This is a genomic window from Pontibacter deserti (assembly GCF_023630255.1).
In the GTDB taxonomy this organism is placed as follows: Bacteria; Bacteroidota; Bacteroidia; order Cytophagales; family Hymenobacteraceae; genus Pontibacter; species Pontibacter deserti.
In genome coordinates this window covers 1,865,850-1,878,409 of record NZ_JALPRS010000001.1, presented here as the reverse complement: position 1 = coordinate 1,878,409, position 12,560 = coordinate 1,865,850, and the positions used below count along the sequence as shown (strand labels likewise).

The following is a 12,560-nucleotide window of genomic DNA, read 5'->3' as shown; positions in this document are numbered from 1 at the left end:
TTTATACATACACACATTAAGTTATACGATCAATTTTATTTAAATTTTCTGCTGGCTCAGGTATGCGTGTAATGGCGTTTCAGCCATTGGCTCAACCCTGCCAGGCCCGGGAAGAGTACCCGTTCTGTAATGTTAGCCTGATCTAATTTATCCCGTATTTCCCACTTTAGTTTTGCAGGTATAATTACTCTGAAGTATAACTCCGGGCGTTGCTGCAACCACTGGCTTAATTCTGCCTTCACGTCCGACATCATCGAGAACAAAGCGTACTGCTGCATAATGCGTGCATCCAATGAAGGCGGCTCCAGAAAAATAACATAATCATCTTTATGGAAACTGGATAATGATTTAAAGGAGGGCGACACAGGAGCAAGTACTTCTGGTGTAAATACATTTGATCCTTCTTCGTCTATCGCTTTTTTCAGCGCATTCGGTAAGTATTCTGTAGATTTTACATAATTCACACACCACACAGCCGCATCCTCATCATACTTTTCAAGGTTCTGCGTAGCAAAATGGAGGGCTACGTAAGGGGAGTAGGTCCAGTCGAGCAGGCGGGTAGGCAGGCCATGGTGCTGTGCCAGTGCCAGCCAATTCCAGATCATATCGCTTTGTGCGGCCATGCCATGCGCATACTTCCGAAAGTTGCGGAGAATATGCGTTTCCAGTTTCTCGTATTCCGGACCTATGCGCGTAATGCTGGTACTCAGGTCATAGGATTTGTTCCAGCTGCCCCGGTACACATAAGATGAGCGGAAACGATTCAGAGATGGATCCCAGCTATGGTCGAAGAGCGCTGCTTGCAGCTCGAGCCAGGAATTTACTTCAATATCGGTGCCTGCCTGCATAAAGGGTGATGTGTAGTGTTTATGCTTCTTACTACATCTGTTTTCAGATGTTACAATTGCTTATGGAATGTGAGGTATTATACTTTGATTCGGAAGAAATACCTACTTTTACGATGTACGAAATCTTGAGACTATGATAACGATCTATCATAATAGCATGTGCAGTAAAAGCCGCTGTACGCTTGATCTTCTGAAAGAAAATAACCAGGAATTTGAAGTGGTAGAGTACCTGAAGAAAACACCTACAGCAGCAGAATTAAAAGCTATACTTCAGAAGCTAGGCATAAAACCTGAAGAACTGGTACGTAAAGGCGAGAAAGTATACAAAGAGCAGTTCGCCGGTAAAACTTTATCTGATGAAGAATGGATTCAGGCAATGGTTGATAATCCGGTTCTGATTGAGAGACCGATTGTAGTGAAGGGTGATAAAGCGGTTATTGGCCGCCCACCGGAAAATGTATTGAGTTTGCTATAATTTTATTTTCGTCAATTCTAGTTTAGCGAGAAATCTTATTTGTCCTGTAGTTAGGTTTTAAACTTTTCTGACCTAGCTATACCTTCAAACTTCTTGATTTCCTGGGAGCTTTACTTGCCTACAGTTCTATAGTTAGCTTTGGTGCGCTCAAGGCCGCGAGGCCCCGTCGTTGGGCATCGCGCTGCTGATTTGAAGCTACCCTCGCTGTGCTCGTGTTGCCTTCGGCACCGCAACAAATCAAAGGCGCTCAACCCAAAGACTGAAAACACTTCGATAGCTATAGTTCTTATAGATTGAGAATCTATATTTGCATAGCTTTTATTAGCATAATAGTTTATTCATAGGGACAGGTCGCGACCTGTCCGCTTGTGGTCTGTACCTATAGAACTATAGCTACAACCCTCCTTTAGCAGAATTATCCCCTTGAGGGGACTATAGGGGTGTAGAAACGGCAACTATAGAACTATAGCTCTAACTATAGCAATAAAGAAAGCTCCCTGCCTTATACAAGGAGGGAATAAAGGGGTGGTTAGATAACACTACTCCAGCCAGCCCTATTTCTTCACCAATCCCTCCACCACCTTCGCCAGTTCTTCTGTGAGGGCTCTTCTGGAGAAACGGGTATGATTTATAAAAGGCAGGTCTAGGTTCGGGTTGATCTTCCACGCTTTGCTCATCTGGGTCATGTGATCCAGCATCAGGTCGTAGGCGGTGTAGTGGAACAGGCGGCCTGCACCACATTCGTCTATGATCTGGTCCATGGCAGAATGAACAGGACCAAGCGCGACTATAGGTTTATTAGATGCCAGGTACTCAAACAATTTGCCGGGAACATTGGCGTACACACTGTCTACTTCCGCAATAGAGAGCAGCAGCACAGTACTTTCCATCATATATTTAATGGCTTCCTGGTGCGGCACGTACGAAATATATTCTGTAATACCTTCCAGACCAGCTTTCATAATCCGCTGCTTCACACCCTCTGATACTTTGCCTACAAACCTGAGTTTATAGTTTATCTCACTGTGCGTGGAAAGCAAATTGGCAATCACCTTCAGGAAAACATCAATGTTATACTGCTCAGTAATGGTGCCGGTGTAAGTTATCAGAAAAGTATCTTCCGGTGGGTTGCTCGGGAAAACAAAGTCGTCTTCGTCGTATCCATTCGGGATGACGTGTATCTTATCAGCGTGAATGTTAGCCGGCTTGTTCAGGAAAAGGCGTTTGGTGTCTTCGCTGGTAACTATTATAGCGTCGGCCTGCTCCAGCACCTGCCGCTCATACTTCTCGTCTAAGCGTTTGGCAATCGGTGTGTGCAGTAGCTGGTCGTAGTAATGTATATTGGTCCAGGGGTCGCGGAGGTCGGCTACCCAGGGCAGATTATACTTTTGCTTTAACTTCAACCCTATCAGCTGCGTAGAATGCGGCGGGCTGGTGGTAAGTATGGCTTTATACTTGCCAGCAACTATAAGTTCTTCAGCTTTTTTAAGGGCATGTTTGTTCCAGCCAACACGGGCATCAGGTATAAAAAGGTTACCGCGCACAAACTTAAACACCTTATCTACAAAAGAGTCTTTTGTTTTCTGGTTAGCAAAGCCGCTGTAAGGAATCTCTTTTTTACCAGATAACTTTTTATAATATTCAAAAGGCTCTGAGGTAGCAGTGCGGTATACTTCCAAACCTTCCGGAATTTCTTTCTCAAACGTAGGATCGAGGAGGGCATACGATGCCTGTTTTTCATCTACCGTAAGTACGCCGGGCTGCACGCCAAACTGCGGCAGGTATTTGCAGAATTTTAAGCCACGTTGCACACCCGGACCACCGGAAGGAGGCCAGTAATAAGATATGTATAGTAAGTTTGTTGTGTCGGTCTTTTCCAAAGCGGTAATTTGCTTAGCTGTCGTTTCAAATATAAGAAATATATATACTAATTATGGCTTTACGAATTGCTTGAACCAGTGATTGAAATGATTGGTTAGATTAATAAGAGATTGTCTGGATGTATATTGCTGGATTTGAGAATAGAACTTTGCTGATTTTATCTGTTGACTGAAATCAGGTAAATCCCTCAAATCATTTTTAATCAGTGGTTCAGACAAGTAAAATTTGTTTATTTTTGTAGGTAAATCCAGAAGAAAGAGATGTTTGATAATTTAAGTAACAAACTAGACCGAGCTTTTAAAACCCTTAAAGGCCAGGGAAGCATTACCGAAATAAACGTAGCAGCAACTATAAAAGAGGTGCGCCGCGCCCTTGTAGATGCCGATGTTAACTATAAAGTTGCCAAAACTGTAACCGATAAGATCAAAGACGAGGCCATGGGCCGCGATGTATTGATCTCTGTTTCGCCGGGCCAGTTGATGGTAAAGATCGTGTATGAAGAGCTGACCCAGCTGATGGGTGGCGAAAAGCAGGATATTAACCTGAAAGGTGATCCGGCTATCATTCTGATCGCAGGTCTGCAGGGTTCTGGTAAAACAACCTTTACCGGTAAACTGGCAAACCATATTAAAAAGCAGGGCCGTAATGTACTGGTAGCTGCCTGCGACGTGTACCGTCCGGCCGCGATTAACCAGCTGCAGGTGCTGGCTGAGCAGGTAGGCGTAGAGGCTTATACCGAACTGGAAAACAAAAATCCGGTTCAGATTGCCCTGAATGCCATCGAGCATGCTAAAAAGACAAATAAGAAAGTAGTTATCATCGATACCGCCGGTCGTTTGGCCGTGGACGAAGCGATGATGAAAGAAATAGCAGAGATCAAAGCTGCTGTTAAGCCAACCGAAACCTTATTCGTGGTGGATTCCATGACCGGTCAGGATGCGGTGAACACAGCCAAGACCTTTAACGATCGCATCAACTTCGACGGGGTTGTACTTACCAAACTGGATGGTGACTCTCGTGGTGGCGCGGCACTTTCAATCCGTGCTGTTGTGGAGAAGCCGATTAAATTTATCTCGACTGGTGAGAAAATGGAAGCCCTAGATCTGTTCTACCCGGATCGTATGGCGCAGCGTATCTTGGGCATGGGTGACGTTATTTCCCTTGTGGAGCGTGCCCAGCAGGCTTTCGATGAGGACGAGGCGAAGCGTATCAACAAGAAGATCCGTAAGAACCAGTTCAACTTCGACGACTTCCTGACACAACTGGAGCAGATCAAAAAGATGGGTGATATCAAAGACCTGGTAGGTATGATACCGGGTGTTGGCAAAGCCCTGAAAGATGTGGAGATAGATGATAACGCGTTCAAGCCTATCGAAGCGATCATCCGTTCGATGACACCAGCTGAGCGTGAAAACCCGGATATGATCAACGGTAGCCGCCGTATCCGAATTGCCAAAGGTTCTGGTACCGACATTACGCAGGTAAACAACCTGATGAAGCAGTTCAACGACATGCGCAAAATGATGAAGTCGATGAACAAGATGGCCGGAACACGTGGCGGTTTAGGTAACCTTGCTAAAATGATGGGTCGCCGCTAAGCAAACTATAAAATATAGAATTGAAAAGGCTGAGCAGGTATAGCTCAGCCTTTTTATTTAGTATCCTTTCTTATCAACTTTAGCTTCCCACCGGTCAAACGCTTCTTTGGCTGCATCGGGTAGCAACTGTTCCATAGGTATAGCGCGTGCGGTAAGAGGTTTTTCAATTTCATCATAAATAAACTGATCATCGAACCCTATGCGGGCCGCGTCTGCTTTGGTATTACCATAGTATACTTTTTTGGGCCTGGCCCAGTAAATGGCTCCCAAGCACATAGGGCAGGGTTCGCAGCTGGTGTATAGTTCGCAGTTATCCAGTTGGTAAGTACCCAGAGCCTGGCAGGCTTTCCGGATGGCATCGACTTCGGCATGCGCAGTAGGGTCGTTGGAGGAAAGTACGTTGTTATAGCCTCGTGCTATAATCTGTCCATCACAAACAACTATAGCCCCGAATGGTCCGCCAAAACCAGCTTCCATTTTGTCTATCGAAAGCTTAATTGCTTCCCTCATAAATTCTTCCTGCTGCTCCATATGAATAAGTGTTTATATCAATAAGTGTGATGTTCGTCTGTGCAATCAACCTGTTAAGATAAAAAAGGTTGTGGTACTGTCAATTAATCCATAAAAAAGTATAATTTTATTTATAGTTTACGTTAGAGCTATATATAGGCTACTATAAATATTTCGGCTGTAATAGCAGTACGTTTACAAATAAGACAAATCCCTTCATTTCATCTAAAACCATATGAAAAAAACAGTACTATGGATGCTGGTATTGCTGGTAAGCAGTAGTGCCTGGGCGCAAACAAAAGAGATCAATTTCAGGAAAGGTACGGTTGCTGAAATAATGGCACAAGCCAAAACTGAAAAGAAACCCATCTTTATTGATGCTTATACCACCTGGTGCGGGCCGTGCAAGTGGATGGATAAGAATGTATTTGTGAATGATGCAGTTGCCGAATACTTCAATAAGAACTTCGTGAACTATAAACTGGACATGGAAAAAGGCGAAGGCATTGAAATAGCTAAAAAATACCAGGTACAGGCTTATCCGAGCTTTCTGTTTTTAGCAGCAGATGGTAGTATAATGCACCGCACAGTGGGAGCAAGGCCTGCTGAAATGTTTTTGCAGGTAGCTTCTATTGCCAACGATCCACAACAGAACTTTGCATCGTACCAGAAGAAATTTGATGCCGGTAACCGTTCTGCTGACTTTATGATGGGCTACCTGAAAGTGTTGAACGAAGCCGCCCTGGATGCCGGTAAAGTAGCCGAAGCATATTTTGCAACACAGAAATCAGAGCAACTACTGGAGCGCGGAAACTGGAAACTGATCCTTAGCAACATAAACTCTGTAGAGTCGCCAACCTTTGCACACCTGGTTAAAAACAGAGAAGCTTTTGTTAAAAAGTATTCTGCTGATACTGTTGACAGAAAAATATTGAGCGTGTATGAAGGAAGTATGAACAAAGCTGCTTATGAAGGTAGAGATGCTGAGTTTAATAAGTTGAAATCAGAATTAGCTAACCTGAAACTGAAAGATGCTGAAAGATCATTGTTGTTCTCGGATGCTATCTACTACGAGCGCAAGCAGGATCTGCCAAAGTACCATGCTGCAAACGCTAAGCTTTATGATACTTACTTCAGCACCGACGCCAACCGGCTTAACAGTATTGCCTGGAAATACTATGAAACGATAGATGACAAAGCCATGCTGCAGAAAGCGGAGGAGTGGGCCAGAAAATCGGTAAGTATAGCACCAGGTTACGCTAACCTCGATACGCATGCAGCATTGCTCTATAAACTTGGCCAGAAAGACAAAGCCCGTGCAGCAGCCGAAAAAGCCATTGCCGCAGGAAAGAGGAACGGTGATGATGTGCAAAGCACAGAAGAACTACTGGCTAAGATCAACAAGCTATAGCCTATAGTAAGTATAAAAAAAGTGGCGGCCCCTGCAAAACAGGGGCCGCCACTTTTTTTATAGTTTCCTCCTTAAAGACATAACCTACGCTACACTTGTGCATTAAAAACGCGCATACTCGTAGCATAGGTTATTACGGTCTTCACCCCCGGTAGTGAGGGCAGGGTATAAAATTTCTATTGAAGTATATTTTTAAATTGTACTGGTTGAGCTATATCATAAGCGATGGGTTTGTCTTGTTAAATGTACGGTGTTACAGGTAACAGGTTTACAATAAAGCATTAATTGTATTTAAATATTGTGGTATTAAGTCTCTGGAATATAGTATCTTATGTTTATTTGTTGCGTATGTGGATAAAACATTGTAACACGAAGCATCATGAAAAAGAGAGCATACCAACTATTAAGTATACTTTTTACAGTGGCACTGCTAAGTAGCTGCTCAGCCTCTAAAGAAGCCGAAGTAGAAGACGAACTTGGCGATTTCAGAACATGGGTAAACCAATCAACAGCAAACATTGCCGACCGCACCGAAGAAGACTGGCAACGGGCAAAAGAAGATTTTGCCACCCGCACCAGGGAACTGGATCAGAAACAGGAAAATTTCTCTGATGAGTTGAAGCAGGACTATCAGAACCTGAAAGATGAATTCAACAAAGCGGACGAAGAATATGAACGTAACCGCCGAGCTGCCAGGCTAACCGAATGGGAGCAGAAACTGCTAGGAACCTACGCAGATAAAACAACTATTACCCGCGACAATGTACGGCAGGTATACATCACCTTTTTAGAGAATGTGCGCAGCCAACGCAGCACCTGGACCAACGAAGACTGGGAAATGGCAAAGCTGGTAATGCAGTCTTTAAATGACCGCAAAGACGAAGTAGATGAAGACCTGTCAACCGACGATGAAGTTAAAATCAAAGCCCTGCAAATGGAGTTTACAACCCTGGAAACAGGTGGCGATTTGGGAGGGAATAATTAGACTATAATCCGGCCTTCCTGGGCATCGCCGTACAGTATAGCTTCTCCGGAGTGGTGCCGGTAGCCACTGTACCAGGCAAGCAGCGCATCGAACTGGTGCCAGTCCTGGGGTGGTTGGGCAAACGATATGGGTCTTATCTGATCTTGCAGCAGTTGTGCTATTACAGGCAACGTTGCAAGATCTTTTTTATATCCCTTCTCGTCTGGCAAGAGCACGTGCGCCAACTGCGAAGGATAAGTTTCCAGTAAAGCGATTCCCTGTTCTGAAAGTATAGTTCGTAGTTTTATAGCTCTTGCGGTTAATCCGCCAATAAACATCGGAGACATAGCTTGTACCTCGCGGTCGCAGGTGCGGTAAAAGAAATCAGCCCCGGAGGTATAAGGTAGTTGGCTGTATACTTTAGGTAAGGTTAGCGGGGCATCTATGAAAACAGTATTTGGCCTTTTATCCTGTATCAGCTTCAGCAGGAACTCATCAGCATCCTGCCCGCGTGCGCTTTGCCAAACATGTAATTGTTCATTTTCTACCATGGCAGCGGCTGTTGTGCCCGCTAATTTAGAGCCATAGTCTACGCCCATAAAGTTGGGTTTATTTTCTGGAGCCATACCTGCAAAATATAAGTATAGCTACTTACGTAGTAAGCTGGTATTAGGTAAGTACAGGCTGGTGCTTACTTGGTAAGCTGCTGTTTCAGGTGGTTTATCTGGGGCAGGTGGTGGTTAAAATGATCCTGCATAAAGGTTAGCGTCTGCGAAATGGTCAGCATACCGGCATATGGGTGGCGGAACAGGCACTTATCCAGCATCTGGGGTGGCAAGGCAGTAAGCAGGTCTTCCAGTTTGTAGCGGGTATCATCCCACTGCGTACGAAGCGAACTTAAAGATACTGTTTCCGGTACGTCGGCGGCAACCTGAGGGGCCTTAAACTTCATGCCGGAGGTTAAAGCAAGCTTAAGTAAAACTGAATTCACCATATGCTTAAGCGAAGAAGTTTGATGTTCTTCTTCTTTCTGCAGTTTTTTCTGGATGTAGCCAATAGTTAGCTGTTCTACGTGCAACAGGTGCGCCGCTATCTGACCAATAGACCATTTTCCCTCGGATGGAATGGTATTCAGTGTTTCTTCGTCTATCTCTTCCAGGCTGTTCAGCAGCTTGTTGCGCGACTTCTCCAGGAACAGGTATTTGGATTCCAGTTTCGGATTCATAAACAGAACGGGGCTAAAAACTGCTGAACTCATAGGGCTAAAAGTGATTGGAACGCTGCTAAAGCTACATATTTTTTTATTAAATACAAGCCTGTGGATGCTTCTTTTTTGTGTAACCGGTTGATACATAAGTGAGTGTATAGGTATTAGTAGTTTGCTATAATTAGTATTGTTCAAAAAAGTGTTTTCTAAAACCAAAAATCTGCCGTACTTCGCAGTACGTAATAGAAAAGTATGATTAAGAACGACCCGATTGGGGCTGCCATAAAAGATTACCTGCATGGTAAAAGAAAGGGAAGTATAACTGTTTCCTGCAACCTGACTGAAGACGATATTATACCTGTTGATTACCTGTTCAGGCAGCAGGAAGAAATGCCTGAGCTGGAAACTATAGCCTTGCAGGAATGCCGTGGCCATGTGCTGGATATAGGAGCCGGTGCCGGGTGCCATAGTTTATTGTTGCAGGAGCGCGGCCTGCAGGTTACGGCGCTGGATATATCGGAAGGTGCTGTGGAGGCCATGCGCGAGCGGGGTATAGAGCAGGTATTGCTTGGCGATGTAAATGAACTGAAAGACCAGAAATACGACACGCTGCTGATGCTGATGAACGGCATAGGTATAGTTGGCGATCTGTTCGGGCTTTATAAATTCCTGGTACATGCTAAAACTATACTTAACCCCGGCGGACAGATTCTGCTGGAGTCGTCGGATATACTGTATATGTATGAGGAAGAAGACGGCTCTGTACTGCTTGATCTGAATGCCGGCTACTATGGCGAAGTAGAGTATAACATGAAGTATAAAACCCACGAAAGCGGCAACTTTAAATGGCTCTTTATAGATGCCGGCCTGCTGGAACAATACGCCGAAGAACATGGCTTTAGCTTTGAGGTACTGTACGAAGGCGAAAACGGAAATTACCTGGCGAAGCTGGTGTTGCAGGCGTAAAAATAAAGTAATACTAACCTTGAAGTATAAAATTGCAGACAGTTTACCAGACTTACTATGATATTCTTGAGACTATAGACGAATCTATTAGTAAGAAACGAATTGTTCCAGCACTTATACTTTTGTATTCAGCCATAGATAGCTTTAGTTCTCTCGCTAATCTTGGGGAAAATACAGGCAGGCAAGTATTTAAAATTGGGTAAAATTATGGATGTTAAAAGACACCAGCTTTTCACTCAATGAAGATGATCTATATTCAGCAAGATGTGGTTTGTTACATCAACATATCAGTGAATCTGAATTAACAAAGGCTAATAAGGCCAGAGAGATATATTATGTTTATGAAAATGCTGAACTAACTATTCTGGAAAATGTAATTCAGGATTCTGGCAAAAATGCAGTAGCAGTTAGAATTGAAGATCTGGTTTCATCTTTTCGGAATGGAATGGCTAATTGTATGAATGAAATATATAAGAACCCAGAATGGCATAAACAATTCCTAGCAAAAGCAGAAAAGTTGTTCACCAATATTGAATCTAATTAACAAATAAGCGGAACCATACTTTTGTAGCTGATACAATCAAAGCTTTATCTAGGTATCAACAAACTATAATCTCCCGTATGTATACCTGTTTTACGGCTCCAGCATCAGCTGAATAAAAGGTATACCTATAAGCGCATGAACAAACGTGTTGCCTCCACCTGGGAGATCACCAAACAGACCTTTAAAGAGTTCGTGGACGATAATCCGCTGGATTATGCGGCCATTATCGGCTTTTATACCATCTTTTCGTTGCCGGCTGTGCTTATTATTACCATTCGTATAGCGGGGGCGGTTTTTGGCCAGGAGGCTGTTAAAGGCGAAGTAGTAAACCAATTGGGCGGTATAGTTGGGCGCAACAGTGCTGCGCAGTTCCAGAATATTATCGAGAATGCTGCCATTTCAGATGCTACCACCATCGGAACTATAGTCGGTGTAGCCACCATGATCTTCTCGGCTACTACGGTTTTTGTGGCCCTGCAGGATTCGCTAAATGCCATGTGGGAAGTGAAAGCCAAGATAGAAAAAGGCTGGCTGAAACTGTTAATTGGCCGTGTGCTGTCGCTGGCGATGGTGATAAGTATGGGTTTTCTGCTGCTGGTTTCGCTTTCTATAGATGTGGCCTTAGGCATTGTGTATGATTTTCTGCGGCAGAAATTCTCAGGCATAGCTATCTACTTTATAACGATAGGTAACATCCTGGTCTCACTTATCATCAGTACCATTATTTTTGCAGCTATTTACCGTGTACTACCCGATGCCAAGATCCGGTGGAAGAATGTGTGGGTAGGAGCATTTGTTACTTCCATTCTTTTTGTGTTGGGCAAATACGTGCTTAACATCTACTTCCAGCATGACCCGCTGGCCGATACCTATGGTGCTGCCGGCTCGCTGGTGCTTATATTGGTATGGGTATACTATACGGCTGTTATCTTTCTGTTTGGAGCAGAGTTTACGCAGGTATATTCCAAAGCGCACGAAAAACACATTGAGCCGGAAGACACCGCCGTAAAAGTGAAAAAAAAAGAAGTGGAGATTGACACCGATACCGGCAAAGTGGAGGTAAAGGAAAAAGAAAAAGGCGACTCATTATAAGTCGCCTTCTTTATTTGGGTTTAAAACTGGTTACGCTTTTTTATACATTACTTGTTTAACCGCATCAATGGTACGTTGCACGTTTGGCAACGAAGCTTCAATAAGCGTAGGCGCATACGGAAGCGGAACATCGCGGCAGGTAACACGCTTCACCGGAGCATCCATGTAATCGAACGCATTGCTCTGGATGTGGTAAGCGATCTCAGAAGAGATAGATGCCAGTGGCCATGCTTCTTCTACTACCACCATGCGGTTTGTCTTTTTAACAGACTCAATCAGGGTTTTATAGTCGATCGGGCGAACTGAGCGCAAATCTATTACTTCAGCGTTGATGCCGTCTTTAGCAAGTTCTTCAGCAGCAGCAAGTACTACTTTCATCATCTTACCAAACGAAACGATAGTTACGTCAGTACCTTCACGCTTGATATCAGCTACACCGATCGGGATCAGGTATTCTTCTTCAGGTACTTCGCCTTTGTCGCCATACATCTGCTCAGACTCCATAAAAATTACAGGGTCGTTATCGCGGATGGCAGACTTCATCAGGCCTTTTGCGTCGTAAGGGTTAGATGGCACAACAACCTTCAAACCTGGGGTGTTGGCATACCAGTTCTCGAAGTTCTGCGAGTGCTGCGACGACAACATACCGGCGCTACCGGTAGGACCACGGAAAACGATAGGGCAGGAGTACTGGCCACCTGACATCGACATCATTTTAGCCGCAGAGTTGATCACCTGGTCGATAGCAACCAGTGAGAAGTTAAATGTCATGAACTCTACGATAGGGCGCAGGCCATTCATGGAAGCACCCACACCGATACCGGCAAAACCCAGCTCGGCAATTGGTGTATCTATTACACGCTCCGGACCAAACTCGTCCAGCATGCCCTGGCTAACTTTATAGGCCCCGTTGTATTCTGCTACTTCTTCACCCATCAGAAACACGCTCTTATCGCGGCGCATTTCCTCTGACATAGCTTCACGCAGGGCTTCTCTAAACTGTATAGTACGCATATCAGATGTTATATTCTCGATTCAGTGGGTAAAATTAAGATAAGTCTTCC

Annotated in this window: 13 protein-coding genes; 7 read left to right on the top strand and 6 right to left on the bottom strand. The window is 44.3% G+C overall.

Translation table 11 applies throughout. The annotated features are described in order from the left end of the window. Positions 1–56: 56 nt before the first annotated feature. Positions 57–848: an FRG domain-containing protein gene (locus MJ612_RS08090; RefSeq protein WP_187032994.1), complete on the bottom strand. Its 792-nt coding sequence runs from the start codon at positions 846–848 to the stop codon at positions 57–59. Between the two features lie 133 nt (positions 849–981). Between MJ612_RS08090 and arsC the strand changes: the two genes are divergently transcribed. Beyond that, positions 982–1,323 (top strand): arsenate reductase (glutaredoxin), encoded by a 342-nt coding sequence (arsC, locus tag MJ612_RS08085; RefSeq protein ID WP_187032993.1) that lies wholly within the window; start codon positions 982–984, stop codon positions 1,321–1,323. Between the two features lie 554 nt (positions 1,324–1,877). Here the strand turns inward: arsC and MJ612_RS08080 are convergent. Next, positions 1,878–3,203 carry a glycosyltransferase family 4 protein gene (locus MJ612_RS08080; protein WP_187032992.1) on the bottom strand — a complete coding sequence of 442 codons (1,326 nt, stop codon included), beginning with the start codon at positions 3,201–3,203 and terminating at the stop codon, positions 1,878–1,880. Between the two features lie 261 nt (positions 3,204–3,464). Here MJ612_RS08080 and ffh point away from each other — a divergent pair, with 261 nt between their 5' ends. Next, positions 3,465–4,802, top strand: a complete 1,338-nt coding sequence (gene ffh / locus MJ612_RS08075) for a signal recognition particle protein (RefSeq protein ID WP_187032991.1) — start codon at positions 3,465–3,467, stop codon at positions 4,800–4,802. Between the two features lie 57 nt (positions 4,803–4,859). Here the strand turns inward: ffh and MJ612_RS08070 are convergent, their stop codons facing one another. Next, the gene (locus tag MJ612_RS08070) at positions 4,860–5,333 is read right to left on the bottom strand and encodes a nucleoside deaminase (RefSeq protein ID WP_187032990.1); all 474 of its coding nucleotides are present in this window, start codon (positions 5,331–5,333) and stop codon (positions 4,860–4,862) included. A 214-nt stretch (positions 5,334–5,547) separates the two neighbouring features. Here MJ612_RS08070 and MJ612_RS08065 point away from each other — a divergent pair, with 214 nt between their 5' ends. Both MJ612_RS08065 and MJ612_RS08060 read left to right on the top strand, forming a co-directional pair. Next, positions 5,548–6,723: a thioredoxin family protein gene (locus tag MJ612_RS08065; RefSeq protein WP_187032989.1), complete on the top strand. Its 1,176-nt coding sequence runs from the start codon at positions 5,548–5,550 to the stop codon at positions 6,721–6,723. Between the two features lie 379 nt (positions 6,724–7,102). Beyond that, positions 7,103–7,708 (top strand): hypothetical protein, encoded by a 606-nt coding sequence (locus MJ612_RS08060; RefSeq protein ID WP_187032988.1) that lies wholly within the window; start codon positions 7,103–7,105, stop codon positions 7,706–7,708. Here the strand turns inward: MJ612_RS08060 and MJ612_RS08055 are convergent. Both MJ612_RS08055 and MJ612_RS08050 read right to left on the bottom strand, forming a co-directional pair. Then, positions 7,705–8,313, bottom strand: a complete 609-nt coding sequence (locus MJ612_RS08055; protein ID WP_187032987.1) for a DUF429 domain-containing protein — start codon at positions 8,311–8,313, stop codon at positions 7,705–7,707. The two genes, MJ612_RS08060 and MJ612_RS08055, sit on opposite strands and share 4 nt — an antisense overlap. A 65-nt stretch (positions 8,314–8,378) precedes the next feature. Next, entirely contained in the window at positions 8,379–8,912 is a 534-nt protein-coding gene (locus MJ612_RS08050) for a DinB family protein (protein ID WP_187032986.1), read from the bottom strand. Positions 8,913–9,146: 234 nt separating this feature from the next. On the opposite strand from MJ612_RS08050, the gene MJ612_RS08045 reads away from it, so the two are divergent. From MJ612_RS08045 to MJ612_RS08035, 3 genes are all read left to right on the top strand, one after another. After that, a complete protein-coding gene (locus tag MJ612_RS08045) occupies positions 9,147–9,860 on the top strand; it encodes a class I SAM-dependent methyltransferase (protein WP_187032985.1) in 714 nt (237 codons plus the stop codon). A gap of 211 nt (positions 9,861–10,071) precedes the next feature. Next, entirely contained in the window at positions 10,072–10,404 is a 333-nt protein-coding gene (locus MJ612_RS08040; protein WP_187032984.1) for a hypothetical protein, read from the top strand. 135 nt (positions 10,405–10,539) lie between these two features. Further along, positions 10,540–11,496, top strand: coding sequence for a YihY/virulence factor BrkB family protein (locus MJ612_RS08035; protein WP_187032983.1), 957 nt, complete (start codon positions 10,540–10,542; stop codon positions 11,494–11,496). Positions 11,497–11,526: 30 nt separating this feature from the next. Here the strand turns inward: MJ612_RS08035 and MJ612_RS08030 are convergent, their stop codons facing one another. Beyond that, entirely contained in the window at positions 11,527–12,510 is a 984-nt protein-coding gene (locus MJ612_RS08030; protein ID WP_187032982.1) for a pyruvate dehydrogenase complex E1 component subunit beta, read from the bottom strand. Between the last annotated feature and the right edge of the window lie 50 nt (positions 12,511–12,560).